The organism is Promicromonospora noduliphila, from assembly GCF_056951025.1.
Map to the genome: position 1 here is coordinate 3,302,688 of NZ_CM167806.1, position 24,949 is coordinate 3,327,636.

The following is a 24,949-nucleotide window of genomic DNA, read 5'->3' on the forward strand; positions in this document are numbered from 1 at the left end:
GGCAGACCCCCCGCCCTTTCGGTGGAGTCAAGAGGAAAACTCAGGATCGTACTGGCACTCCTCACCTCAGCAACGCTTGCGCTCGGAGCCTTGATAGGTGGGCCGTTGGCATCGGCCACGGAAGAAGGGCGCGCTGCCGAGCAGCCGGTAGCTTTCACGGTGAACCTGCCGGAGGGCTCTTTTGCCCCGGCGACCACAGAAGTCCTGGTGCACGCATGGCCGTCGTCTGAGTTCGACCAGCAGCTCGTCGACGGCGACAAGTTCGAGCTGCATGCCGTGGACGCAGTGACCTCGGTCAACGGAGGGGTGATCTCGGTACGTACATCGGTCGACACGATTCCCTCGGACTACGTGAGCACGACCGGCGCCGTCGACTTCGAGATCCAGGTCATCAATCGACCTGAGGGCCTGACGAGGATGACCGCACTCACCGCGCGCTCTGTGGCGACCGACCTCGGCGAGACCTGGATCGATGCAAGCTATACCGCCAAAGACCTGGCAGAGCTGGGTCCCTCTGTCGTGTCCACGCCCTCTGTCGATCTGGTCGAGGCTATCGAACCCTCTGACGAGTGTGAGGGCGTTGAGACCCCCACGGACGATTGCGTACCCGAGAGCTCTCTCGATGATGGTGACGCCGGCCAACTCGCCACGAGCTGCATCGTGTGGGGCAGGGAGGGCACGCTCGTCGGCTCAAGGAACTTCTGGGCGAGGGTTGCAGCGACCTACACTATAAAAGACGATCCCTACAACTCCACGGCTCGCATGGTCTATGAGAATTCGAGCGAGCATCACACAACTGGCGGTATCGCCACAACGGTTGGAGGTGTCAGTTATTCACGAACTGGCACCAAGACAATGACATCGCAATGGGCAAAAGAATTCCTGTGGAACAATGACTATCGATCCTACCGGATCGAGGTCAGGTACGGTCGATATGAAGTGCCGTACGTCCGACACGAAAGAGACCCCGATGGGCATTGCGGGCCGTGGGTCGAAGAGTACGGCACGGGCACGAGGGTGCGGCCACGATTTGAGACAGGCGGAACCAATTCTGTCAGCATCGACCGACCTAAGGCTTACACGATTTGCGCGGACCAAGATCCGGGACCTTGGCAGCGGACAACTTCGAGTGGAAACGCTTATGAGAATTACGGCGGAGTGATCATTAAGGACATGATTGGGATCAACCTCCAGTCAAAGAGCCAGTACGCGACCTTTAAGCGCCTGGACTATGACATCGGCGGAAATGGCAAGGCGCTGTGCGGGAGGGACGATTTTCCCGCACGCGCAGGAAAATTGATGCTGCGATACCAGGATTAGTTGGGCAAGTGTCCGGTAGAGGCGCAACTGGCGCCTCTACCGGACTGCGATGGTGTCCATTCTGTCTGAACGGCGGACCGTTGAAAAAATTGATTGCGACGTGGGTTTCTGGTTCGCTGTGCATCGCGTTGGGCCTCACGGGTTGTACGCCAGTGGTCCAGGAGATCGACGCGCACCCTGATGACTTGCAGCATCCGCTCTCGGTGTACCCGGGCTCTGGACTGAGCGGGCTGGCACGCCCGGACGGCGTTAGGGACGGCGAAGCATGGAGCGGCATGTTCGGCAGTTTTATGCCGTGCGTCGCCGAAGGTGACGGTCCGATCGAGATTACCGGCATTGACTGGTCGAGCACTCCGGATCTGGAGCCGTTGTCGGTCGACGTGTACGTCAGAACTTTCGTCGTCGGGGACGAGAACGCGATTGGCCAACTCTATGGAACACCGGAGCATCCGTCCCGCCGCAGGACTACCCCATTCGACGAAAAGTTCGTGAGCTTGTCGGTCGACAGGCCGTGCATCGAAGAAGGAAGCCCACTACCTAACGAGTCCATTGACGAGATCGTCTTCAGCGTGAAGGGAAAGTCCTCCGGAGCGCATATCGGAGACATCCAGTTCACATACGACACCCCGGACGGGAACGAGCACATCGTCCAGAACGACTGGGATTTCTATTTGTGCGGCCCAGCGGTACCAGAGGAGATCGGTTGCGGATGAGTCGCTGGTGATGCGGGTAGGGCTGTCCGCGGCGCTCCTATCGGCGGCGACCGGGCACCGCACCCGGTCGCCCCGCGGTGCGGGACCACCACACTCGGGCAGGTACGCACGGCCGCCGCGATCAGCGTCGCGGCGGTCTACCGATATCCGCACGAGACGTGTACCTGTTTCCTCATCGGCCACCGCGCCGGAGCGCACGGAGATACCGACGGCGGTAGACCCGCTGGGCAATCAGGATCAACGGAAACAGTCCACGCCATCGGCCCCGGCCCGCGTGTGTGAGAGAGCGCAGCGTCAGGCTCACATTCCCGTCGTCGTCCCGGTGGACGATGAACGCCTCCTCTCCTGAGACCGGGTGGCCCTCCAGAGTGCCGTAAGTAAGCGCGGCCCGGTGACGCGTTGCGATCGTCGCGACGATCTTGACCGGCTCCCGCACGTGGATGGGGCCTATTCGCGCGACGAGCCAGTAGCGCTCCCCTTGGCGTGCGGTACGTCCTGCTTCGAGCGGAGGGTCGACCGTGAACCCGCTGCGGGTCTTGATGCCCCAGGAGAGAACCGCCGACGACGCCGCGTTCCAGAGCTCGGTTCCAGAGCCCAGCCGGACGGTGTGCTCGTACGCGCGCCATCCGTCAGGAGGTGCCCACAGCTCAGCAGCGGGCGCCGTGCCTCCCACGACGCTGTAGCTCAGGGCCCGTCGTCCGAGGCGATCCATGCCGCACATCCTGCCGCACCGTGCGGAGATCACCGCGGTGGGAGAAGCCTTGGGTGAGGACAAGGAAGACCACAGTCAGGTGGTCATCGCGAGCTCTTCGGCCAGTTGCATGCAGCGCAGGCGGGCCGGAGAGAGGTCGAAGGGCATCTTTCCGATGGCTTCGAGTACGCCCGTGGACCTTTGCCCCCTGTCAGAGCTTTGACCGGCCTCGTCTTCATCAGCGGTAGCGGGGTGCTCGGCATCCCAGGAGTCGAAGAGCGCATCCTCGCTCTGCGCCAGGCCGGAATCCTCGATCACGGCGTCCAACGCCCTTTCGAAGGCGTGCCGCTCCGCGGCCACCCGAGCCACGCGGGGGTCATCGACGGCGACCGTGTCGTCGAGCTCCTCCTCGGCGGCGTCAACACGGTCGGATTCCTCCCGCAGACCCGGGTGGGTGGCCAGGGCGATGAACCGGGTGGCCCGGACGGCCGCGCCCAGCGGGCCGACGATCCGCTCCATGACCAGCAAGTCGTCCAGGTCCGCCTGGCGCAGGGAACCCTCCGGCAGGCTCCGGAGGCGGCCGGTGACGAAGTCGGAGAGCAGGCCCATCCTGCTGCCCTCGGTGCGCATGCGCTGCACGGCGGTCCGCTGCCGCCGCAGCTCCGCTTCCTGGGCGACGAGGGTTTCCTCCAGCCGTTCCAGCGTGCCCGCGATGCCGCGGTCGTCGTCGGCCTCGGCAGAAGCAGTGTTGGCGAAGGCGTCACGAATGTCGTCCAGGGCGATCCCGGCATCGGCCATCTTGCGGATCCACAGCAGCCGGATCATGTCGTCGTAGCCGTAGCGGCGGCGGTCGTCGCTGCCCCGCTCGGGCTCGGGGAGCAGGCCGATCTCGTGGTAGTGACGGATCGCCCGCGGTGTGGTGCCGACGAAGGCCGCCGCGTCACCGATCTTGACCTGACGCGGCGGGATGAAGGACGAATACATGGGGCAGAGCCTTCCTCGATGGGGCGGGATGTGAGTCCACCGCACCACATACCGCTACGGAAGATGCAACTCCGGGCCTACGCAATCGTGCTGGCGCAGCCCATCACCGTGTCCAGCGCGGTCTCGCCCTCGGTACGCCTCAGGTGAGCCTCGCCCCAGACCCTCCGCGCACCGACGACGATTCTCCCCACTCATCATGGAGCAGGAGAGGGACCCTCGTCGGTGCGCGGGCCCGCTGTTCAGAGTGACCTGGTCGCTGATGAACTCGTCCATCCGGTCGAACTGGTGGGCGTTGAGGGCCGCGATGTAGTTCTCGTAGAACTCGCGCAGATCGATGTCGGACATGGGCGTCCCGCCTCTCTGCTACCCGGGTGGGCAGCGTTCGGTTCTCGTGCGTGCGGCCTCGGTCGTATCGCCGTGGCCGTCACCTGCTCGCCAACGCCGGCCATCCGATTTCTGTTTCGGTCGGTACAGAATGCGGCAAGCCTCCCGCCTGACCGAGCGCGGGCTGCCCACCGAATTTTGTACCGTACGGAATAGAAATCTCCGGGCCCCAGTTCGGATGCACTGCAAGAGCCGCCACGGCACGTCGATTCAAGCCGGGTGCGGCGTGACACGCTCCAGTGCTTAGCCCCGGAACGGGGAGAGAGTAGGAACCACCATGTCCGAGTTCGAGGTGCGCGAGGTCTTCGAGCGCTACATCGAGGTGCTCAACGCTCACGACTTCGACCGCGTGGCCGAGTTCGTCCACGACGAGCTGGTCGAGAACGGCAAGCCGGTCAGCCGGGACCACATCATCGCCGAGCTCGAGGCACACGGGCAGTCGGTGCCGGACTTCACCTGGCGCGTCCAGGACGTCGCGATCGACGGGGACCGCGTTGCGGCCCGTCTGTACAACAAGGGCACCCACACCAAGGAATGGCTCGGCGTGGCACCGACCGGCGCCACGCTGGAGTTCGCCGAGTTCTCCTTCCACAAGATCCGCGACGGGCGCTTCTACGAGATGAACTACCTCATCGACGCCCAGGCGGTCCAGCGTCAGCTGGAGGGCTGACCTCCGAAGGCGCGGGGGCTTGCGCGGGCCACGCACAAGCCCCCGCCATCAGCTCGGACATCACTCGAAGGACCGAGACACCGCCAGAGCCAGCCCCTTCAGCAGCGCCGCACAAGCCTTTCGCGCTAAGGTCGGGTCGCCATGATGCCCGCCACCGCACTCGGCCACCGGCTGGAGCTCGCCCGGCAGCGTGCGTTCGTGGGCCGCGACGAGCAGCTCGCCGCCTTCCGCACGGCCATCACCAGCGACTCCGCCTCCACCGTGCTGTTCGTGCACGGTGCGGGCGGCACCGGCAAGACCACCCTCCTGCGCCGCTTCGCCGGCGAGGCCAAGAGCGCCGGACGCCGGGTGGTGCGCACGGGCCGCTTCGACCAGGCCACGTCCGCCGACCTGCTCGCGACGGACCTCTCAGACACCAAGACCCCACCCCCCTTGGTCCTGTTCATCGACGACTTCGACGACTGGTCCCCCGCCGAACCCTGGCTCCGCGAGGAGCTCCTCCCCACCCTCCCGCTCGGGACGGTGGTAGTCCTGGCCGGCCGCACCCCGCCCGCCCTGGAGTGGACCACCGACCCGGGCTGGCAGGAGCTCCTGAGCGTGCACGAGCTGCGCGACCTCTCCCCCGCCGAGGCCGGCCTGCTGCTCGACGACCGCTCCGTGCCCAGGGACCAGCACGCCCGGCTCCTCGCCATCACCGACGGCAACCCGCTCGCGCTGCGCGTCGCGATCGACACGCGGTGCGCCGGCGGTTCCGACGACGACGTGCGGCTCGCCGTCGCCCACGTCGTCCTGCAGCGGGTGGTCGGTGCGGTGCCCACGCCCGCGCACCGCAGGGCGCTCGAGCTGTGTGCAGCGACGGAGCTGACGACGGAGGGCACGCTGGCCGCCGTCGGCGATGCCACCGAGCTGTTCCGGTGGCTGGGGTCCCTGCCGTTCGTGGACGCGGGACCGCGCGGGCTGCGCCTGCGGTCCTTCGTGCGCCAGGCGGTCACGTTCGAGCAGCGGTGGCGCAACCCTGCCCCGGCCGAGGGCCATGCCCCGGAACCGCTGTCGGACGACGGTGCGGACGCACTCGCACGCGAGACCTTCGAGACGGCGGTCCGGGACGCCCTGCGCACCTGGCGGCGCCCCGACCTCCTGGCCACGAACCCGCTCACGCGCAGCCGGCTGGTGGCCGCGAGCGCCGGGCCCGACCCCGTCACCGCGCTGCGCGCCGTGGTGCAGGGCGCCCTCGACGAGCTGGGCGAGAACCCTCGCGAGGGCAAGGGGCACCGCGCCCTGGTGGCCACCTATCTTGGCGGCGCCCCCACGCAGGAGGCCGCCGCCGAGCGGCTGGGGCTACCGTTCAGTACCTACCGCCGGCACCTGGCACGGGGGCTGGCGGTGCTGGTGAGCCTGCTGTGGTGGCGGGAGGTCCGGGGCGCTCGGCCGGACTGACGTTCCGCTCGGCCGAGCCGAAGTGCGGCAGGTCGAACAGCCACGTGGCCCCCAGGTTGCGCAGCCAGGTGCTGAGCGTGAGGCACACGGTGACCAGCAGGGGCACCACCACGAACGGCAGCAGGACCGCGACCAGGAGCTGCGGGATGCTGCCGAGCTGGGAGAGCGGGCCCACCAGGACCGCCGTCAGCAGGGCGAGCAGCGGCATGTGCATGACGTAGATCGGGAGCGTCTGCTGGCCGAGCCGGGCCATCAGGGCGGCGCCCGAGCGCCAGCGTTCGAGCTGGACGGCGCCCGCGACGCCGACGGCGACGGCGAAGACGCAGACCGCCGGCCACACGCCGAACAGGTCCTGCGCGTCGAGCAGCCGCATCGCGACCATGAGCCCGAGGTAGGCCACCGCGCCGATCAGGAAGTACCGCATGGTGGCGGCCTTGGCCCAGCGCTCGATCAGCGGCCGGAGCCGCAGGCCGGCCAGGAAGAAGAACAGGTTCTGGTAGACCTGTCCGCGGTTGCCCGGCGCGTCCAGCAGGTCGGCCGACGCGATCGCCGAGAGCGCGAAGGCGGGCACGAGCACCGCCCAGGCCGGCAGGCGCCTGGTCAGCTTGGCCACGATGAAGTACAGGGCCAGCGCCATCAGGTACCACAGGTTGGTGGGCGTGATGGTGACCTGCTCCAGCACGTCCGGCGCGTTGCGAGCCGCCAGGGTGTCGAAGTCGGGGACCAGCGAGAGCACCAGGGTGTGCACCGTGAACCACACCAGGTACAGGTAGTAGAACTTCGCGATCCGGCTCCGCGCCGTGACCGACCAGGGGCGGCCGACGGCGGACAGCGCGAACATGCCGGAGATGGTGAAGAAGACCGGCATCCGCAGCGGCAGCAGGAAGTCGCCGAACAGGCCCCAGAGGCCGGGGATCGGCAGCGGCAGGTCCCAGTCGATCTTCAGGTGCAGCTTCATGATCACGTGCCACAGCACGACCAGCACGATCGACACACCCTTGGCGATGTCCGCCCACGCCGCGCGCGGCTTCGCCGGCTCGGCGGGCGCCTCCACCGGGTTGGCCACGGGCGGGCCCGCCGTCAGCACCGGGCCGGACCCCGCCGGTCCCGCCGTCGGACCGGAGCTGACTGCCGTACCCACCGCGGAGGCCGCCGCCGGCGGCCGCACCACCGGGATCGGGACGGTGTCCGCCTGGCTCCGGTCGCTCACGGCAGGGCCGCCGACACCGGGCCGCGCGCCCGCGCCGTCTCGATGAAGATGTCCAGCAGCTCCGGGTAGGACGTGCCCGCCGCCTGCCACATGCGCGGGAACTGCGACATGGACGTGAGGCCGGGGATCGTGTTGACCTCGTTGACGGTGGGGACCACCTTGCCCTCCACCTCGGGCAGGAAGAAGTCGACCCGGAGCAGCCCGGAGCAGCCCAGCTCCAGGAAGACGTCGAGCGCGATGACCGAGAGCTGCTCGGCGATCTGCGGGTCGAGCTCCGCCGGCACGACGAAGTTGGTGATGCCCGCCTCGTACTTGGCGTCGTAGTCGAACCAGCCGTGGTCCTCGCCGACCTTGATCTCCATGGGCGGGCTGGTCAGCAGGCGGCCGTCGGGGAACTCCAGCACGGCGATGTCGACCTCGCGGCCGGGGACCCCTGCCTCGACCAGCGTCTTGGTGTCGGCGGCGCGCGCGGTCTCCAGCGCGGCGGGAAGCTGCGCCCAGTCGTCCACGCGCGAGACCCCGACGCTCGACCCGCCCCGCGACGGCTTGACGAAGACGGGCAGGCCGAGCTGGTCCCTGTCGTGCTCGGAGAGCTCGTCGGCCGGCGTCCGCAGGACCACGCCGGGCGCGACCGGGATGCCCTTCGCGCCAAGGACCCGCTTGGTGAAGTCCTTGTCCATGCTGGTCGCGGAGGCCAGCGGGCCGCTGCCCATGTACGGGACGCCCGCGAGCTCGAGCAGGCTCTGGATCGTGCCGTCCTCGCCGTACGGCCCGTGCAGGATCGGCAGCACCACGTCGGCCCCGCGGATCGCCCCGAGACCGCTCGCAAGGCTCTCCAGCACGCTGTCGGCGGTCTCCGGCTCGGACGGCTCCGGCGTCAGCCCCCGCAGGACCGCGTCGTCCACGACGGGCGGCACGACGCCGGTGCCCACCACCCAGTGCCCGGTTCTCGTGATGCGGATCGGCAGCACGTCGTAGCGGTCACGGTCGAGGTGCTGCACCACGCTCGCCGCGGAACGGCAGGACACGTCGTGCTCGGTGTTGCGCCCGCCGAAGAGCACGACAACCCGGGATCTGGTGGGCATAGCTACACATCACTCCAAGTTCGGTCGCGACGACTCCCCGACACCGGTCGCACGCAACAGAGCGCGCCCGCACTCCGGGACCGGATCCTGGTGCAAGAAGCCGCTCGGTCTGAAGGCCGTCCGGTGCCCGGTTCTCCGTTCACCGGTCCGGCGCGTGGCCCCGTGCCGACGGCCACTCCTGTCCGGACGCACCGTAGACTACCGCCCGATGCAGCGTAGACGAGAGACCCTGGCGAGCGACATGAGCACCGAACGGCCTGGAGAGTGAGCAAGCGCCTCCGGAATCGTTCCCCCGTGCCCGTTACCACGTCCCGCCCGATGGCCACGATGGCGGAGGCGGTCGTCGACCTGGACGCCATCGCCCGCAACACCCGCGTCTTCGTCGACCGTGCGGGCACCGGGGTGATGGCGGTCGTGAAGGCGAACGGCTTCGGCCACGGCGCGGCCCCGGCCGCCCGCGCGGCGCTGGCAGGCGGCGCGAGCTGGCTGGGCGTGTCCAGCCCGGCCGAGGCGCTCGCCCTGCGCGCCGACGGCATCACGGCGCCGATCCTGATCTGGCTCTACCCGCCCACGGAGACCTTCGAGAAGGTGCTGCTGGAGGGCATCGACGTGTCGGTGAGCTCCGTCGAGGCGCTGGACACCCTCGCGGAGGCCGCGCGCAGCACCCTGCACGTGGCGAACGTGCACCTCAAGCTCGACACGGGCATGTCGAGGGGCGGCGCGCCGGCCGCGGAGTGGACGCAGCTCTTCGAGCACGCGAGCCGGCTGCACCACGCGGGCGCCCTGCGGGTGCGCGGCATCTGGTCCCACCTGGCGAACGCGGAGGAGCCGCAGACCCCGGGCGTCCAGGACCAGGTGGACGCCTTCGGCGAGGCCCGCCGCCAGGCCGCCGACGCCGGGCTCGACCCGGAGATCGTGCACCTCGCGAACTCGGCCGCCGCGCTGGAGATGCCGCAGACCCGGTTCGGCCTGCAGCGCGTGGGCATCGGCCTGTACGGCATCGACCCGCTGCCGGGCACCGACCACGGCCTGCGGCCCGCGATGACGGTGCGGGCCCAGGTGCTCCTCACCAAGCGCGTGCCTCCGGGCACCGGCGTCAACTACGGCCACGAGTACGTCACCGACCGCGAGACCACCCTCGCGCTGGTCCCCCTCGGCTTCGCCGACGGCGTCCCGCGCCAGGCGACCGGCCAGGCCGCCTTCCAGGTGCACGGCGTCCGCTGTCCCGTGGCGGGCCGCGTCGCGATGGACCAGCTCGTGCTCGACGTCGGCGACCTGCCGGTCCAGCCGGGCGACGTCGCCGTGATGTTCGGCCCCGGCGACGACGGCGAGCCGACGGCGCACGACTGGGCGCGGTGGGCCAATACCAATGCCAACGACATCCTGACCGGGATCGGGACCAGGGTGCAGCGCTGCTACGAGCCCGTCCGATGAGGGCGGCAGGCTTCGCGGCGGCCGGTGTGGTCGCCGCCGTCACCGCCTACGTGGTCGAGCGCCACTACCTCCAGGTCGCGTGGGTCATCGACGCGCCGCTGCCGGTCGTGTGGTGGGTGCTCGGCGCGGTCCTCGGCGTGCTCGGGCTGCCGCTGCTGCTCACCGCCCTGGGGCGCGAGGTCTGGCAGTGGGCCGCGGCCCTGCTCGACGGGCCCTGGTGGCGGCTGGTGGTGCGCTGGGTGCTGCCCCTGCTCGCCGCGCACGTGGTGTGGCTGGGCGTGACGCTCGTCGGGCTGCGCCGGTTCAACCCGGGGTTCACCGGGATCCCGGCCCGCGACGTCGCCGAGATCGTGCCCCTCGTGGTGCTGCCTCCGCCCGAGCTGTCGCTGCTCTGGTCGCTCGCGCTGCTGCCCGTGCTGGCCCGGCTCACCTGGCGGCTGCCCGCCGGCGTCGTCGTGGTGGTCCTGGCGGGGCTGACCCTGCTCAGCCCCGCGCCGACGTTCCTGGTCTTCCTGCTGGTCGGCCTGCGGCTGGGCCCGGCGGTCGACCGCCTGGCGCAGGAGTCCACCTGGCGCGACCTGCTGCCGCAGGGCGCCGTGGCCGTGGTGGGCGCCTCGGTGCTGGGCGTCCCGCGCTTCCCCGACGACCTGGCCACCGTGGTCGCGGGCCTCGCGGCGCTGCCGTTCGCCCTGACTCTGGTCGCGCGGCTCGGCGCCGGCCGGAGGAGGGCCCGCTGGGTGGACCTGGTGGGCACGGCGGCGATCGCCACGTACCTGCTGCAGATCCCGGTCACCGCGCTCGTGGACCGGGTGGTGCTGGCCCGGCTCGGGCACCTGGGGTCCGGCCCGCAGTACGCGGCTGCACTGGTCGAGCCGCTGGTGATCACGGCGGGCGTGGTCGCCTGCGGTGTGGTGGTCACGACGCTCGTGCTCCTGGTGGCCCGCCGCGGCCGGCCAGCTCCCCCGGCGCACGAGCGCACCGTGGAACCATCCCCCCTGCTCGCCGAGGTGGACCGATGAGCCGACAACCGACCGTCCCGAACGCGGCAGCGTTCCCGGCGTCCCGCACCCGGTTCCACGCGTCCCGCGCCCGGCGGGCGGCCGCCGCGCTGGTCGCGGCGGCCGGGCTCCTGGCCACCGCCGGGTGCGCCACGACACAGCCGAACGCGGAGGCTGCCACCCCGCCGCCCAAGATCACCCTGACGTTCGCCGGCGACGTGCACTTCGAGGACCGCGTGGCCGAGCTCCTGGACGACCCGGCCACCACGTTCGGCCCGGTCGCCGACGAGCTCGCCGACGGCGACCTCACGCTGGTCAACCTCGAGACGCCGATCACCTCGCGCGGCACGCCGGAGGTCAAGAACTACCTCTTCCGGGCGCCCGACGCCGCGGTACCCGCCCTGACGGCGGCCGGCATCGACGTCGTCAGCCTGGCGAACAACCACACCATGGACTACGGCCGGGTGGGGCTGGCCGACACCATCGCCGCGGCGGAGCGCGGCGGGCTCGGCACGGTGGGCGCCGGCGCCAACATCGACGCCGCGTTCACGCCGCTGCACCGCACCGTGAACGGCGTCGACGTCGCGATCCTCGCGTTCAGCCAGGTGGACGACCTGGCCGAGGAGTGGGCGGCGACCCCCGACGAGTCGGGTATGGCCATGGCCTTCGACACCGAGCGCGCTTACGCCGCCGTGCGGGCCGCCCGCGCCGACAGCGACCTCGTCGTGGTCCTGCCCCACTGGGGGGCGGAGAGCGACAGCTGCCCGACCGACCGCCAGGAGGAGTTCGCCGCCGGGCTGATCGACGCAGGGGCGGACATCATCGTGGGCGCGCACGCCCACGTGCTGCAGGGGGCCGGCACCATGGACGGCGCCTACGTGGCGTACGGCCTGGGGAACTTCCTCTGGTACAGCGAGGGGCTGCACGAGCCGTTCACCGCCCGGGCCGGCGTCCTGCGGCTCACGGTCCAGGGCCGGGAGGTGGTCGACTCCGAGCTCGTACCCACGGTGATGACCGACACAGGCCAGCCCGAGGTGCTCACCGGCTGGCAGGCGAGCCTGGCCCGGCACAACTTCGACGAGCTCCGCGCGTGCACCGACCTGGACCCCGTCCTGGGAGACGGGTAGCGCGCGCCCGCGCTTCCACCTCACCGACAATCCCTGTCACACAACCTCTGGTCAGGAGACCCATGACGTCCAGCCCGCGCACCGTCCCGTCGGAGCTGTCCTCGGGAGCCGCTGTGCCGCGCCTCGCGACGATGCCCCGCCCGGGCCACGACGACGGCGAGATCATCCTCCTCGCCGATCCCCGGGTCTCGGACATCCCGGTCGTGGACAGCGGCGAGCCGCTGGTCGAGCTCGACGAGACGTTCGGGCCGGCCCGCGCGCCGGTCCGTGCGGGGGTCGCGCAGCGGCTGCGCAGGGCGCAGGGTCTGCTGCCGGAGGGGCTGCGGCTGGACGTCGTCGAGGGCCACAGGGACCCGGTGGACCAGCAGCGCATCATCGACCGGTACTCCGCGGAGGTGTCCGCCGAGCGCCCCGGCATCGATCTGCACGAGCTCGAGGTGCTGACCAGCCGCTTCGTCGCCCCGGTCGCCGTCGCCCCGCACGTGGCGGGCGCGGCCGTCGACCTCACGCTGGCCGACGCCGACGGCCCCCTCGACATGGGTACCGCCATCGACGCCACGCCGGAGATGTCGGGCGGCCGCTGCTACTTCGACGCGCCGGACATCCCGCCCCGCGCCCGTGCGCTGCGCGACATCCTCTCCCACGCCCTCGGCTCGGCCGGCCTGGTCAACTACCCGACCGAGTGGTGGCACTGGTCCTACGGGGACCGCTACTGGGCGCTGGTGACGGGCGCGCCGGCGGCGGTCTACGGCCCGGCGGCGGGGGACGCCGCCGCGGCCGCTGCGTCCTGGAGCTAGCTGCGTCCTGAAGCCCGCCGTTGGCCGGAGGCCCGCCGTCAGCCGGGAGCCCGCCGTCAGCCGGGAGCCCGCCGTCAGCGGGGGTCTGCCGTCGGCCTGAGTCGGCCGGCCCGGCCCAGGAGGGTTCCGGAATGCCGCGACACGCGGCAGACTCGGGGGCAGTAGGCCCGACGGCGGGAGGCTCGACGATGGCGCTCGACGCGTCCACCGGTGCTGTGTCGGCGGCGCCCGAGCACGGTGCGGCGCCCGAGCGTGGCGCGCCCCCGGCCGACGGCGTCCAGCACGCCCCACGCTCGAAGGAGCTGCTCGCGCTCGTGCGCCGGCGGGGCCGCATCGAGGTCAGCGAGTCCGCGCGGATGCTGTCCGTCTCGCAGGAGACCGTGCGCCGTGAGCTGCGCAAGCTGGAGGCGCAGGGTCTGGTGCGGCGCAGCTACGGCGTCGCGTTCCCGGTCGAGACGAGCTCGTTCGAGACCGCGCTGGCGCAGCGGCTGCAGAGCTCCCCGGAGGAGAAGGCGCGGATCGCCGCCGAGGCCGCGCGGCGGCTGGGCGAGGCGCAGACGATCTTCGTCGACGAGGGCTTCCAGCCGCTGCTCGCCGCGCGTGCCCTGCCCGTGGACCGGGAGCTGACGATCGTCACGTCCTCGCTCCCCGTGGCGACCGAGCTGTCGGCCCGGCCGAACGTGCAGGTCATCGTGATCGGCGGGCGCGTGCGCGGCAAGACGCTCGGCGTGGTCGACGGCACGGCCGTGGACATGCTGCGCACCTACCGGCTCGACCTCGGGCTGATCGGCGCGAACGGCGTCACCGTCGAGGACGGCCTGACCACGCCCGACCCGGCGGTCGCGAGCGTGAAGGCCGCCGCCATCGAGGTGAGCCGGCGGCGGATCTTCATCGGGGCGCACCACAAGTTCGGCGTCACCAGCTTCGTGCGGTTCGCCGGGCTGGACGACTTCGAGGCCATGATCACCGGCACCCAGCTCGGCTCGGCCCGGGCCCGCGCCTTCCACGCGGCCGGGGCGGAGATCGTCCAGGTCTGACCGGCCGCCGTCCGACGGGCGACGTCGGGCGGGCGACGTCCGGCAGGCGACGTCCGGCAGGCGACGTCCGGCAGGCGACGTCGGCTGCCCTACGGCCGCCGAACCGCAACTCACGAGTGACCACGGCGGCCCAACCGAAGGTTACGGGTCATCGGGCGGCTCGGAGGACTCGTAACCTTCGGTTCGGGGTCGTCGGTGACACGTGACTTGCGGTTCGGCGTCGTCGGTGACAGGTGACTTGCGGTTCGGCCACGTCGACTGCCCTGCGGCTGCCGAACCGCAACTCACGAGTGACCACGGCGGCCCAACCGAAGGTTACGGGTCATCGGGCGGCTCGGAGGACTCGTAACCTTCGGTTCGGGGTCGTCGGTGACACGTGACTTGCGGTTCGGCGTCGTCGGTGACAGGTGACTTGCGGTTCGGCCACGTCGACTGCCCTGCGGCTGCCCAACCGCAACTCACGAGTGACCACGGCGGCCCAACCGAAGGTTACGGGTCATCGGGCGGCTCGGAGGACTCGTAACCTTCGGTTCGGGGTCGTCGGTGACACGTGACTTGCGGTTCGGCGTCGTCGGCGACACGTGACTTGCGGTTCGGCGACGTCGATGACACGCGGCTTGCGGTTCGGCACCGCCAACTGGAGTCGTGGGCGTCGGCCTTGCGTGACCGATCAGCCCGCCAGGCCGAGCAGTTCGTGCCCGGTTGAGGACCGGTCCGGGCGCCGTCGGCGGCGGCCGGGCGCAGCGCAAACCGGGCAGACCGGCCCCTGCTGCCAGCGGTGACGGTCCGCGGGCGGGGCGGCCGCGCCGGCCGCTCGACGTCCGACCGCGCCCGGCCTGTGGCATTCCACAGTCCCGGTGACCGTTTCGATGCGCGGTCATTGACCCCGTTTCCGGTCCGGCCCACCATGTGCGGATCCGTGTCCCACGACACGACGACGCCTCACGATGACGTGACGAGAAGGGTCGAAGCAATGATGCTGACGAGGACTGCACGCCGGCCGGCCGCGCCCGCCGCGCTGGCGCCCGCCGCGCTCGCGGCCGCGGCGCTGGCACTGGCGCTCACCGCCTGCGCAGGGGCGGGCGGCGGGGACGGCGACGCCGCCGCGGAGGACGGCGGGACGGTCGAGCTCACGCTCGCGACCGTCAACAACCCGCAGATGAAGGACATGGAGGAGCTGAAGTCCGCCTTCGAGGAGGAGCACCCGGACATCAGGGTCAACTTCGTCCAGATGGAGGAGAACGACCTGCGCGACGCCGTCACCAAGGACGTCGCCACCGACGGCGGCCAGTACGACATCGTCACGGTCGGCTCCTACGAGGTGCCGATCTGGGCGCAGAACGGCTGGCTCACCGACCTGACGGGCGGCCTGGAGGCCGACGCCGACTACGACGTCGACGACCTGTTCGAGCCGGTCAAGGACGCCCTCACGGTGGACGGCTCCCTCTACGCGGTCCCGTTCTACGGCGAGTCGTCCATGCTCATGTACAACAAGGAGCTGCTCGACGAGGCAGGGCTCACGGTGCCGGAGCACCCGACGTGGCAGGAGGTCGCCGACATTGCGCGGCAGGTCGACTCCGACGCCGTCGACGGCATCTGCCTGCGCGGCAAGCCCGGCTGGGGCGAGGTCCTGGCACCGCTGACCACCGTGGTGCAGACCTTCGGCGGGAGCTGGTACGACGACGAGTGGAACGCCCAGGTCGACTCCCCCGAGTTCGCCGAGGCCGTCCAGTTCTACGTTGACCTGGTCGAGGACGCCGGCGAGGCCGACCCGGTGTCCACCGGGTTCACCGAGTGCCTGAACAACGTGAGCCAGGGCCGGTCCGCGATGTGGGTGGACGCGACGGTCGCGGCGGGCCTGCTGGAGGACCCCGAGTCGTCGCAGGTCGCGGGCAAGATGGGCTACGCGCACGCGCCCGTCGTCGAGACCGAGGAGTCCGGCTGGCTGTGGTCCTGGAACCTCGCCATCCCCGAGACGACGCAGAACCGGGACGCGGCCGTCGAGTTCGTGAAGTGGGCGACGAGCAAGGAGTACCACCAGCTCGTCGGCACGGAGCTCGGCTGGAGCCGGGTACCCCCCGGCGCGCGGAACTCGACCTACGAGCTCCCCGAGTACCAGGAGGCCGGCGCGGCGTTCGCGCCGATCACGCGGGACATCATGCTCGCCGTGAACCCCGAGCAGCCCGGCGTCGCGCCGCAGCCGTGGACCGGCATCCAGTACGTCACCATCCCGGAGTTCCAGGACCTCGGGAACCGGGTCTCGCAGGACCTGGCCGACGTCTTCGCGGGACGCAGCGAGCTCGCCCCCGTGCTCGCTCGCGCCCAGGAGCTGGCCCAGGAAGCCGGCGACGCCCAGAAGTAGCCCGACCCGGGCGCGGGGAGCACGTTCCCCGCGCCCGGCCCGCCGTCGTGCGGGGACCCGCTAGCCCGTGCGGGAACCCCGCGAGCCCTGGAGGGCCAGATGACCGTTCTCATGACCGCCCCGACGCGGCGGGCCCGGCGGGCGGCGCCCGCGGGGCGATCGGCCCGCCGCCACCGGCTGGCGATCTCGCGCGCCCTGCTGTGGCCGGCCTTGACCGTCTCGATAGTCCTGACCCAGATCCCCTTCGTGGTGACGGTCTACTACTCCCTGCAGCGCTGGAACATGCTGCGCCCGGGCGACCGGGGGTTCACCGGCCTGGACAACTACGCCCACGTGCTGCGTGACGGGTCGTTCCTGACGTCGCTCGGGGCGACCGTCGCGGTCACGGGCACCTCGGTGGTCCTGTCCACGCTGCTCGGCCTGCTGTTCGCGGTGCTGCTCGACCGCAGGTTCCCCGGGCGCGGCGTGGCCAGGACGCTGATGATCACGCCGTTCCTCGTCATGCCCGCCGCCGCGGCCCTGGTGTGGAAGTGGTCGATCCTCGACGCGGCCACCGGCATGGCCAACTGGGGGCTCGGCCTGGTCGGCCTGCCGCCCGTCGCGTGGAACACCGAGGTGCCGATCGTCACGATCATCCTCGTGCTCACCTGGCAGTACACGCCGTTCGCCATGCTGATCCTGCTGGCCGGGCTGCAGGCGCAGGACCGGGACGTGCTGGAGGCCGCCGCCGTCGACGGCGCGGGCACGTTCCGCACGTTCAGTGCCATCACGCTGCCCCACCTGCGGCAGTACATCGAGATCGCGGTGCTGCTGGCCTCGATCATGCTGCTCCAGGTCTTCGACCCGATCGCCATCATGACCCGGGGCACCGGCGGCACCAAGACGCTCTCCTACCTGCTCTACGAGCGGGCGTTCATCGGCCTGGAGGTCGGCGAGGCCGCCGCGTACGGCGTGATGACGGTGCTCGTCACGATTGTCGTGGCCTCCGTGGCCCTGCGCACGCTCTTCAAGATCTTCTCGGCGGAAGGAATCGGACGATGACGTCCTCACGGCTTCGCGCCACCCTGGTGACCGCCGCCACCTGGGTGCTTGTGCTCGCCTTCTTCTTCCCCGTGGCGTGGATGGTGTTCACGGCCTTCAAGCCGGAGGGCCAGGCGGCCACGGTGCCGCCGACCTTCGCCCCCGACCTCACGCTCGACCGGTTCGACGCCGTCTTCGCCCGGGACATGCTGCCGTACCTGGTCAACTCGCTCAGCGCGAGCGTCGGGTCGACGCTCCTGGTGCTCGTGCTGGCGGTGCCCGCGGCCTACGCGCTGAGCATCCGGCCGGTGGTCAACGTGCGCGACGCGCTGTTCTTCTTCATCTCCACCCGGTTCATGCCGGTCGCCGCCTCGATCATCCCGGTCTACCTGCTGCTGCAGGCCGTGGGCGGGCTCGACAACGTCACGTGGCTGACCATCCTCTACGTGGGCCTGAACCTGCCGATCGCGGTGTGGATGATGCGGTCCTTCTTCGCCGACGTGCCGCGAGAGATCATCGAGGCGGCGCAGCTTGACGGGGCGCGGCTGGGCACGGAGATCTTCCGGGTGGTGCTGCCCATCGTCATGCCCGGCGTCGCGGCGGCCGGCCTCATCTGCTTCATCTTCGCGTGGAACGAGTTCTTCCTCGCGAACCTCCTGACCGCGCAGGTGGCGCGCACGACCCCGCCGTTCCTCACGAGCTTCGTGGACGGCCGCGGCCAGTTCCTCGCAGTGCTGTCCGCCGCGTCGACCATCGCCATCGTGCCGGTGGTGCTGGCCGGGTGGATCGCGCAGCGGCAGCTCGTCCGCGGCCTCGCGATGGGGGCGATCAGGTAGCCGGCCGTGGCGGGCGTCCGGAACGCCGGACGCGCCCCGGGCGCCCGCCCGCGCTCAGCACCTCAGGCACCCGCACGCGCTCAGAACACCGGCCGTCCGCCCGTCACGCCCAGCACCGTCCCGGACACGTACGACGCCGTGACCGGCGATGCCAGGAACACGAACGCCGGCGCGACCTCGGCGGGCTGGCCGGCGCGGCCGAGCGGCGTGCCCTTGCCGAACGACATGATCTTGTCCTCGGGCTGGGTGGCCGGCTGCAGCGGCGTCCACACCGGGCCGGGCGCCACGGCGTTCACGCGGATGCCGCGCGGTCCCAGCTCGGCGGCGAGGTTCACCGTGATGTTGTTGATCGCCGCCTTCGTGGCCGCGTAGTCGAGCAGGGCGCCCGACGGCTGATAGGCCTGGATCGACGAGTTGTTGATGATCGACCCGCCCTCGCCGAGGTGCGCAAGCGCGGACTGCGTCACCCAGAACAGGGCGTACAGGTTGGTCTTGAGCACCCGGTCGAGCTCCTCGGTCGTCACGTCCGCCACGGACTCGCGCCGCGCCATCTGGTAGCCGGCGTTGTTCACCAGCACGTCCAGGCCGCCCAGCTCGGCCGCCGCCCGGTGCGCGACCCCGCGTGCGGTCGCCTCGTCCCGCAGGTCCCCCGGGAGCAGCGCGCACTGACGTCCGGCGGCGTGCACCCACTCCGCCGTCGTCTTGGCGTCCTGTTCCTCCTCCGGCAGGTAGGACAGGGCGACGTCGGCGCCCTCGCGCGCGAACGCGATGGCCACCGCCCGCCCGATGCCGGAGTCGCCGCCGGTCACGAGGGTCTTGTAGCCGACGAGCTTCTCGCTGCCGACGTAGCTGGCCTCGCCGTGGTCGGGGGTCGGGACCATCCGGTCGGTGATCCCGGGCGGGTTCTGCTGCTGCGGTGGGAACGTCTCGTCCTGGCTCATGACGTCCTCCGGGCCCGCCGCGGACGACGGGTCAGCAGCGGGTCGTGACCGCGCGGCCGCTCCACCGGGTGCAGGTCCTCCAGGGCCTGGGTGAGAGCGCGCGCCGTGGTCTTCCCGCCGTCGGCCTGGAGCGAGCTCATCACCTGGTCGGCCGCCAGGCGCAGCGAGATGCCCGCCCGGCGTGCGGCGTCGACCAGGATGGTGGTGGCCGTCGCCTCGTCGGTGCCGCGCACCGCGATGATGATGCCCTTGACCTGCTCGATGGTGGCCTGGCTGACGAACGCGCGGTGCACGGCGCCGTCCGCCCGGCGGTCGAGGGCCTCCTTCTGGACCGGCGTGACGTCCACGACGTAGCCGACCAGCTCGGGCGTCTGGCTGCGGGGGCTCAGGGAACCCTGGCCCGTGACGACCACGGACCGGGTCCGGCCGGTCCGGTCGACGATCCGGTGCGCGCAGGCGAACGGCCGCCCGAGCCGCAGGGCCTCGCCGGCCGCGCGGACCACGCGGCTGCGGTCGTCGGGGTGCTTGCGGGAGCGGAGCGCCTCGAGCCCTGGCTCGACCTCGTTCTTCTTCCACCCGTGCATCGCGTACACCTCGTCCGACCACCACCAGGTCCCCGAGGTGAGCTCGACGCTGTATCTGCCGACGAGGAGGTTGGTCCCGAGGCCGAGGGTGCGGGCGAGGTCTCCCGCCGTGAACCCCAGCAGCGGTGCGGAGGCATCGTCTCCGGCGCCGTCGGTGAGCGTCGTCTTGGGCTGATCAAGAACTGACATGCGGACCTCCCAGATCCAACATGGACTGGGAGCCGATTCTTGACTCCGGACTACGAACTACATGGCGTAGGACTGCCCAGTATAAAGGAGTTCGGACGATTCGGACACCCCCGAGCGCAGAACGCACCGAGAACGGCCCACGCCGTCGCGCGGAGCGACGGCATGGGCCGCCTCTGCCCGGCCGGCGACGGCCGCCGGGCTCGCCCTCAGGTGTTGGGCTCGGCCGCGGAGATGTCCGCGAGCGCCGAGTCCGGGTCCAGGCTGACGGCCAGGTCGCCGATCGAGACGATGCCGACCACGACGTCGCCGTCGACGACGGGGACGCGGCGGACGGCGGCGTCCCGCATCACCTGTACCGCGGTGGCGACGGGGTCGCTCGGGCCGACGGCGACCAGGTGCTCGCTGGTGACCTCGCGTACCGGGGTGTCGGGGCCGTGCCCTGCGGCCAGGCCGCGGACGGCGAGGTCGCGGTCGGTGACCAGGCCGACCAGGGTCGAGCCTGCCTGGACGAGCACCGTCCCGACGTCCTGCGTGGACATCGCCTGGGCCGCTGTCTGGATGGAGTCACCCGCGTCGATCGCCGTCGGTGCGGGCGTCATGAACTCGGAGACGGTGTGGGAAGCCATACCGTCCTCCTCCCTCTCCTGACGTAGACGGCGGACTGCTTCACCGCATCTTCCAGCGTGCCGTGGCCGTGGCGCGCTCGCACCTGGGCCGGGCGCCTCATTCGGCCTGGATGCTGGTGGCGTGGTGCGGCATGCCGACCGGCTTGGACTCGCTGGACCCGCGCTGGCGCAGGAAGATCGAGAAGGTCACCATCGCGGCGACGGCGAGGAACTCGGACTGCCAGTTCTGCAGGGTGCGGTTCCAGAACTCGGGCGACCCCAGGTACTCCAGCCACGACTGCGGGGGCAGGTCGTGGCTGGCCCGCTCCTCGTTGGCCACGACGTTCCCGGCGAGGGACTGGGCGAGCCACGACAGGACGAAGCAGGCGCCCATCACCAGCAGGAGCGAGTTGGCGTAGACCCAGAGCCGGAAACCGCGGGCGCGCGCCCAGGACGGCGAGTCGGGCAGCGCGTGCTCGCCCACGAACTGCTCCTCGTCGGAGCCGACGCCCTCGTCGCCCGGCTTCTTGGACTCGGGCGAGCCGCGCTGGATGAGCCAGATCGTGGCGAAGATGAACATGAAGAACTGGAGGAACTCCGACTGCCAGTTCTCGGCGACGTCGACGACGAAGCTCGACGAGCTGATGTAGTCGAGGTACCCGATCGGCGCGTCGCCGTGCTGTACGAGCTGCTCGTTGTTGTCGGCGTGCCCGGCGAACGACTGCGCGACGAGCGTGAGGAGGAAGATGGCGAGGAAGACGAGGCTGAGCGCGTTGTCGCGAACCACCCTGCGCATGCTCACCGCCCCACCAGCGGTACGAGGATCATCAGGGCCAGGCCCGCGCCGATGAGCGAGACCAGCATCCAGAACACGGTCCCCGTGCCGCGCGGACCTCGGTCAGCCTTCGAGCCCATGCCCATCCCCCAGCGCCGTCGTCTCAGGATCCCGTCAGCACATGATGCCGCGTCGGTCACGGTCCCGCGCAGCGGCGCGCGGTCGGCGGTGACGGCGGCTTCCAGATGGGCAGTAGTGGTGACGGCGGACGGCGGGCGGCGGCGACCGACAGCGGAGGCGCCGGACAGCCGGCGACCGGGGAACTCCCAGGTACGCCGGATACCGTCGGTGCGACCCGGTCGGCCTCGGATGCGGGGTTGCACCGGACGCCGCCTCCCTCGACTTCTCTCCACCCCTTCCCCCGACCCCGGAGACGCGATATCACCGTGACCGCAAGAACCCTGGTCGCCGCCCTCGCGACCGTGCTGCTCCTGGCGGGCTGCGGCGCGGGCGCGGGGACGTGGTCGCCGCTGGGGCGCGACTACCCGCCCGCGCCCCGCCAGCACGTGCCCGAGTCCGCCGCTGACGACGCCGGCGCCGTGCCCATCGCCGAGCTGGCCCGCCCGGACTGGCTCCAGGACGCCGCCGAGCGCACCGAGATACCGGTGCGCGCGCTGGCGGCGTATGCCGGCGCGTCGCTCCGGGTGGCCCAGACCGAGCCCGGGTGCGGCCTCGGCTGGAACACGCTGGCGGGCATCGGCGCCGTCGAGTCGGTGCACGGCAGCTACAGCGGCGCGCGCACGGAGGCCGACGGCGTGGTGCGCCCGCCGATCATCGGCATCCCGCTGGACGGCAGCGAGGGTGTCATGGAGATCCTCGACACCGACGACGGCGAGCTCGACGGCGACGACCGGTGGGACCGCGCCGTCGGCCCGATGCAGTTCATCCCGGCCACCTGGGCGAACTACGCCCAGGACGGCAACCTCGACGGCCGGGCGGACCCGCACCAGATCGACGACGCGGCCCTGACCGCAGCCCTCTACCTGTGCCGGACCGGCGGCGACGTCACCACCGATGATGGCTGGACGGCCGCGCTGTCCGCCTACAACCGCTCCGTGTCCTACGCGTACCGGGTCGCCGACCTCGCCGAGTCGTACGCCGGGTAGCTCCGCGCCGCGGGCCGGCGCCCGCGATCATGGCGTACCTCCCCCGGACGGCGTGCCGCCGTCGAACTGCGCTCGGCCGTCCAACTCCGCGCCGTCGTCGAACTGCGCGTCGTCGTCGAACTGCGATCCGCCACCGAACTGCCCGCCTTCGCCGAACGGCCCGCCTCCGCCGAGCGAGCGGAGGACCGTGACGACGCCGTGCTCGTCGAGCGTCCCGGTGATCTCGTCCGCGACGTCGCAGACGGCCGCCGGCGCATGCCCCATCGCGACGCCGCGCGCGGCCCACGCGATCATCTCCAGGTCGTTGATCCCGTCGCCCACGGCGACGGTCCGGGTCGGGTCGGCGCCGAGCCGGCCGCGGATGCGCTCGAGCGCCGTCGCCTTGCTCAGGTGCCGCGGCGTGACGTCTATCCAGTCGGGCCCGGCGGGCGTCGGTGAGACGCCCAGCGCCCGCAACCGCCGCACGAGGGTCAGCACGCCGTCGCCCCGCAGGATGACGCGTGCGGCGGTGCCCTTCCGGAGGTCGTCGTCGGAGACCTGGCGCTGCTCGCCGTTCACCAGCCCGGGCTCGAAGGGCCGGTTGACCCGGTAGCCCCAGCCGATCTCCTCGACCCCCACCTGCACCGTGGGGATCGAGGCGCGGGCGAGGCGGACCACCGGCTCGACGTCGAACGCGTGCACCTCCTTGAGCCGGTACCCGGCGGGCTGGCCGCGGCCGACGTACGCCACGACCGCGCCGTTGGAGGCGACCACCCAGCCCTGGTCGATGCCGAGCTGCCGCGCGACCGGCAGGACGCCCACGAGGGACCGGCCGGACGCGAGCACCACGTGGTGCCCCGACCGCCGCACCTCCTGGACCGCCTCGACAGTCACGGCCGGTATCGTCGTCCGGTCGGTGCCCAGCAGCGTGCCATCGATGTCGAGCGCGACCAGAACCCTGGTCCTGGCGCTCGTTCCGGGAGAAGAAGCCGCCCCTCGCACGTCGGCGGTGGGCAGCGGTGCCGAACCTGTCGTGTCTGTCATGCCCCTCAGACGCGCGCCGGGCCGGGATGTCACGTCACTTCCGGATCGATTTTCGCCCGCTCGCCGACGGGCCACGTACCGGTAGCGGCGCCGGCCGACGGCCTCCCCGGTTGTCATTCGGCGAGCAGGTGTCTCAGGTAGGACTTGGGGTGGTTGAGGTACTGCCGCCAGTGCCCGACCAGTTCGAGGTCGTCCCAGGTGGTGTGCCGGATTCCGGCGTCGGACAGCTCCAGGATGTCCGCGCCCGGTGTGGAGGCCACGATCGGTGAGTGCGTGGCGCAGATGACCTGCGCACCCGTGTCCAGTGACGAGTGCAGGGCGGCGACGAGCTGCAGGCTCGCGGTGAACGACAGCGCCGCCTCGGGCTCGTCCAGCAGGTACAGGCCCGGCCTGCTGAACACCTCGCGGAACACCGCGAGATAGCCCTCGCCGTGGGACAGCGTGCGCAGATCCTCCTGCGGGTATCCCGGCACGATGATGTTGAACGACGAGACGAACTCCAGCAGGTCCAGCGCGGCCTCCGCACGCAGGAAGTAGGACTCCCGGCGGTTCCGGCTGGAGTGGAACCGTTGGCCCTGCACGGTCAGGTCGAACGTAATCTTGCTGGCCAGGGTGCCGGGTTCAGGGCGCCGGTCGGGCTTCCCGCGCCCGCCGCGCGGGTTGATACCCCACGCTTCGGCGACCGCTTCGACCAGGGTGGACTTGCCCGACCCGTTCTCCCCCACCAGGAACGTGAGCGGTTTCTTGAGCACCAGTCCGGCGTCGGCGACCTGGCGGACGGCGGGCACGGTGAAGGGCCACTCGTCCGCCTCATGGGGGTCGGTAGTGATGTTGATGCGTTCGATCAGCACCAGGTCAGCGTCCCAGGACCTGGTCGGCGAGGCGATGCAGTGGGCCAACCATGTCCGTGTAGTCGTCCTGTCGAGTGCGCGACAGCATCCTCGCCTCGGGTGGTTTGGCGCGTAGATGAGCGGCGTCAGGGATTGATGACGCCGTCGAGAACGTCGGTGTACTCAACCGGCCTTCCAGTCTGGTGTGCGTAGCTGATCTCCCGTCGTGTGGACTCCCCGATGTATCCACCTGGGTTCACCACCACGACGCGGTCGGCAAGGTCGATCTTCGCGAAGTGCAGGGCACCGAGCGCAGCCTTCTGCTTGTCGGTGATTTGCTCGCCAGTCTGCTCGAACACACCGGGCGCGACGACGATTGCCCCGGCGAGAGTCAGGTCACGATTCACCGCGCGGAACTCCTCAGCGAACCGAGTGGAGCCGCACAGGCACACAATCTGCGGGCGGGCTTCCATCACGGCTGCAGGATTGATCCGCTGACCATGGTGACAGCCACTTGATGCTTGGCGGCCAGCGGCTGGAACGCAAGAACGTCGTAACTCATGGGCGCACCGTAGCTTGTCACATACATTCGTTGGTCAGCTCGTGTCGTTCGCGGGTGGTTCCCCAAGGCTGGCGGAGGCTTGGGGCGCCCCGCGTGATGGCGGGGCACCCCCGGACTCGGCCCGGCTTGAACGGGCTGCCACCCTCTCGAATCGGGCGCGCTCATCCGG

The 24,949-nt window shown here is 70.8% G+C and carries 24 protein-coding genes; 13 read left to right on the forward strand and 11 right to left on the reverse strand.

What is annotated here, in order from left to right:
* The first annotated feature begins 105 nt into the window (after positions 1-105).
* Both AC0QU1_RS14510 and AC0QU1_RS14515 read left to right on the forward strand, forming a co-directional pair.
* Complete coding sequence (locus AC0QU1_RS14510) at positions 106-1,320, forward strand: hypothetical protein (protein ID WP_483570220.1); 1,215 nt, start codon at positions 106-108, stop codon at positions 1,318-1,320.
* Between the two features lie 152 nt (positions 1,321-1,472).
* A complete protein-coding gene (locus AC0QU1_RS14515; RefSeq protein ID WP_483570222.1) occupies positions 1,473-2,033 on the forward strand; it encodes a hypothetical protein in 561 nt (186 codons plus the stop codon).
* A 172-nt stretch (positions 2,034-2,205) separates the two neighbouring features.
* Here AC0QU1_RS14515 and AC0QU1_RS14520 read toward each other — a convergent pair whose 3' ends face one another.
* Both AC0QU1_RS14520 and AC0QU1_RS14525 read right to left on the reverse strand, forming a co-directional pair.
* Positions 2,206-2,745: a DUF1990 domain-containing protein gene (locus tag AC0QU1_RS14520; RefSeq protein WP_483570224.1), complete on the reverse strand. Its 540-nt coding sequence runs from the start codon at positions 2,743-2,745 to the stop codon at positions 2,206-2,208.
* Between the two features lie 75 nt (positions 2,746-2,820).
* Complete coding sequence (locus AC0QU1_RS14525) at positions 2,821-3,708, reverse strand: MerR family transcriptional regulator (RefSeq protein WP_483570226.1); 888 nt, start codon at positions 3,706-3,708, stop codon at positions 2,821-2,823.
* Positions 3,709-4,369: 661 nt separating this feature from the next.
* On the opposite strand from AC0QU1_RS14525, the gene AC0QU1_RS14530 reads away from it, so the two are divergent.
* Positions 4,370-4,762 (forward strand): ester cyclase, encoded by a 393-nt coding sequence (locus tag AC0QU1_RS14530; RefSeq protein WP_483570228.1) that lies wholly within the window; start codon positions 4,370-4,372, stop codon positions 4,760-4,762.
* Positions 4,763-4,906: 144 nt separating this feature from the next.
* Positions 4,907-6,199: an ATP-binding protein gene (locus AC0QU1_RS14535; protein WP_483570230.1), complete on the forward strand. Its 1,293-nt coding sequence runs from the start codon at positions 4,907-4,909 to the stop codon at positions 6,197-6,199.
* Here AC0QU1_RS14535 and AC0QU1_RS14540 read toward each other — a convergent pair.
* On the reverse strand, positions 6,108-7,409 hold the full coding sequence (locus AC0QU1_RS14540) for an acyltransferase family protein (RefSeq protein ID WP_483570232.1): 1,302 nt from the start codon (positions 7,407-7,409) through the stop codon (positions 6,108-6,110). The genes AC0QU1_RS14535 and AC0QU1_RS14540 overlap by 92 nt on opposite strands.
* The gene (locus AC0QU1_RS14545) at positions 7,406-8,494 is read right to left on the reverse strand and encodes a D-alanine--D-alanine ligase family protein (protein WP_483570234.1); all 1,089 of its coding nucleotides are present in this window, start codon (positions 8,492-8,494) and stop codon (positions 7,406-7,408) included. The genes AC0QU1_RS14540 and AC0QU1_RS14545 overlap by 4 nt, the downstream gene beginning before the upstream one ends.
* 294 nt (positions 8,495-8,788) lie before the next feature.
* Here AC0QU1_RS14545 and alr point away from each other — a divergent pair, with 294 nt between their 5' ends.
* The 8 genes from alr (at position 8,789) to AC0QU1_RS14585 (ending at position 18,105) form a co-directional block, all read left to right on the forward strand.
* Positions 8,789-9,928, forward strand: coding sequence for an alanine racemase (alr, locus tag AC0QU1_RS14550; RefSeq protein WP_483570236.1), 1,140 nt, complete (start codon positions 8,789-8,791; stop codon positions 9,926-9,928).
* On the forward strand, positions 9,925-10,947 hold the full coding sequence (locus tag AC0QU1_RS14555; RefSeq protein WP_483570238.1) for a hypothetical protein: 1,023 nt from the start codon (positions 9,925-9,927) through the stop codon (positions 10,945-10,947). Before alr ends, AC0QU1_RS14555 begins: the two co-directional genes overlap by 4 nt.
* Positions 10,944-12,053: a CapA family protein gene (locus tag AC0QU1_RS14560; RefSeq protein WP_483570240.1), complete on the forward strand. Its 1,110-nt coding sequence runs from the start codon at positions 10,944-10,946 to the stop codon at positions 12,051-12,053. Before AC0QU1_RS14555 ends, AC0QU1_RS14560 begins: the two co-directional genes overlap by 4 nt.
* A gap of 62 nt (positions 12,054-12,115) precedes the next feature.
* The gene (locus AC0QU1_RS14565; RefSeq protein WP_483570242.1) at positions 12,116-12,850 is read left to right on the forward strand and encodes a M15 family metallopeptidase; all 735 of its coding nucleotides are present in this window, start codon (positions 12,116-12,118) and stop codon (positions 12,848-12,850) included.
* A gap of 188 nt (positions 12,851-13,038) precedes the next feature.
* A complete protein-coding gene (locus AC0QU1_RS14570) occupies positions 13,039-13,887 on the forward strand; it encodes a DeoR/GlpR family DNA-binding transcription regulator (RefSeq protein WP_483570244.1) in 849 nt (282 codons plus the stop codon).
* Between the two features lie 973 nt (positions 13,888-14,860).
* On the forward strand, positions 14,861-16,249 hold the full coding sequence (locus AC0QU1_RS14575) for an ABC transporter substrate-binding protein (protein WP_483570246.1): 1,389 nt from the start codon (positions 14,861-14,863) through the stop codon (positions 16,247-16,249).
* A gap of 99 nt (positions 16,250-16,348) precedes the next feature.
* Complete coding sequence (locus AC0QU1_RS14580; RefSeq protein WP_483570248.1) at positions 16,349-17,290, forward strand: carbohydrate ABC transporter permease; 942 nt, start codon at positions 16,349-16,351, stop codon at positions 17,288-17,290.
* Positions 17,287-18,105, forward strand: a complete 819-nt coding sequence (locus tag AC0QU1_RS14585; protein ID WP_483570250.1) for a carbohydrate ABC transporter permease — start codon at positions 17,287-17,289, stop codon at positions 18,103-18,105. The genes AC0QU1_RS14580 and AC0QU1_RS14585 overlap by 4 nt, the downstream gene beginning before the upstream one ends.
* A gap of 80 nt (positions 18,106-18,185) precedes the next feature.
* On the opposite strand, the gene AC0QU1_RS14590 is transcribed toward AC0QU1_RS14585, so the two are convergent.
* From AC0QU1_RS14590 to AC0QU1_RS14605, 4 genes are all read right to left on the reverse strand, one after another.
* On the reverse strand, positions 18,186-19,046 hold the full coding sequence (locus AC0QU1_RS14590) for an SDR family oxidoreductase (RefSeq protein ID WP_483570252.1): 861 nt from the start codon (positions 19,044-19,046) through the stop codon (positions 18,186-18,188).
* Positions 19,043-19,819: a PAS and ANTAR domain-containing protein gene (locus tag AC0QU1_RS14595; protein ID WP_483570254.1), complete on the reverse strand. Its 777-nt coding sequence runs from the start codon at positions 19,817-19,819 to the stop codon at positions 19,043-19,045. Before AC0QU1_RS14595 ends, AC0QU1_RS14590 begins: the two co-directional genes overlap by 4 nt.
* Positions 19,820-20,025: 206 nt before the next feature.
* Positions 20,026-20,445, reverse strand: coding sequence for a CBS domain-containing protein (locus AC0QU1_RS14600; RefSeq protein WP_483570256.1), 420 nt, complete (start codon positions 20,443-20,445; stop codon positions 20,026-20,028).
* A 97-nt stretch (positions 20,446-20,542) separates the two neighbouring features.
* Complete coding sequence (locus AC0QU1_RS14605) at positions 20,543-21,220, reverse strand: DUF6766 family protein (RefSeq protein ID WP_483576695.1); 678 nt, start codon at positions 21,218-21,220, stop codon at positions 20,543-20,545.
* A 425-nt stretch (positions 21,221-21,645) separates the two neighbouring features.
* On the opposite strand from AC0QU1_RS14605, the gene AC0QU1_RS14610 reads away from it, so the two are divergent.
* A complete protein-coding gene (locus AC0QU1_RS14610; protein ID WP_483570258.1) occupies positions 21,646-22,365 on the forward strand; it encodes a lytic transglycosylase domain-containing protein in 720 nt (239 codons plus the stop codon).
* 27 nt (positions 22,366-22,392) lie between these two features.
* Here AC0QU1_RS14610 and AC0QU1_RS14615 read toward each other — a convergent pair whose 3' ends face one another.
* The 3 genes from AC0QU1_RS14615 to AC0QU1_RS14625 all read right to left on the reverse strand — a co-directional run bounded on the left by AC0QU1_RS14615 (position 22,393) and on the right by AC0QU1_RS14625 (position 24,691).
* Positions 22,393-23,388 carry an HAD family hydrolase gene (locus AC0QU1_RS14615; RefSeq protein ID WP_483570260.1) on the reverse strand — a complete coding sequence of 332 codons (996 nt, stop codon included), beginning with the start codon at positions 23,386-23,388 and terminating at the stop codon, positions 22,393-22,395.
* Between the two features lie 113 nt (positions 23,389-23,501).
* Entirely contained in the window at positions 23,502-24,239 is a 738-nt protein-coding gene (locus AC0QU1_RS14620) for an AAA family ATPase (protein WP_483570262.1), read from the reverse strand.
* Between the two features lie 125 nt (positions 24,240-24,364).
* The gene (locus AC0QU1_RS14625; protein WP_483576696.1) at positions 24,365-24,691 is read right to left on the reverse strand and encodes a hypothetical protein; all 327 of its coding nucleotides are present in this window, start codon (positions 24,689-24,691) and stop codon (positions 24,365-24,367) included.
* Positions 24,692-24,949 lie beyond the last annotated feature (258 nt).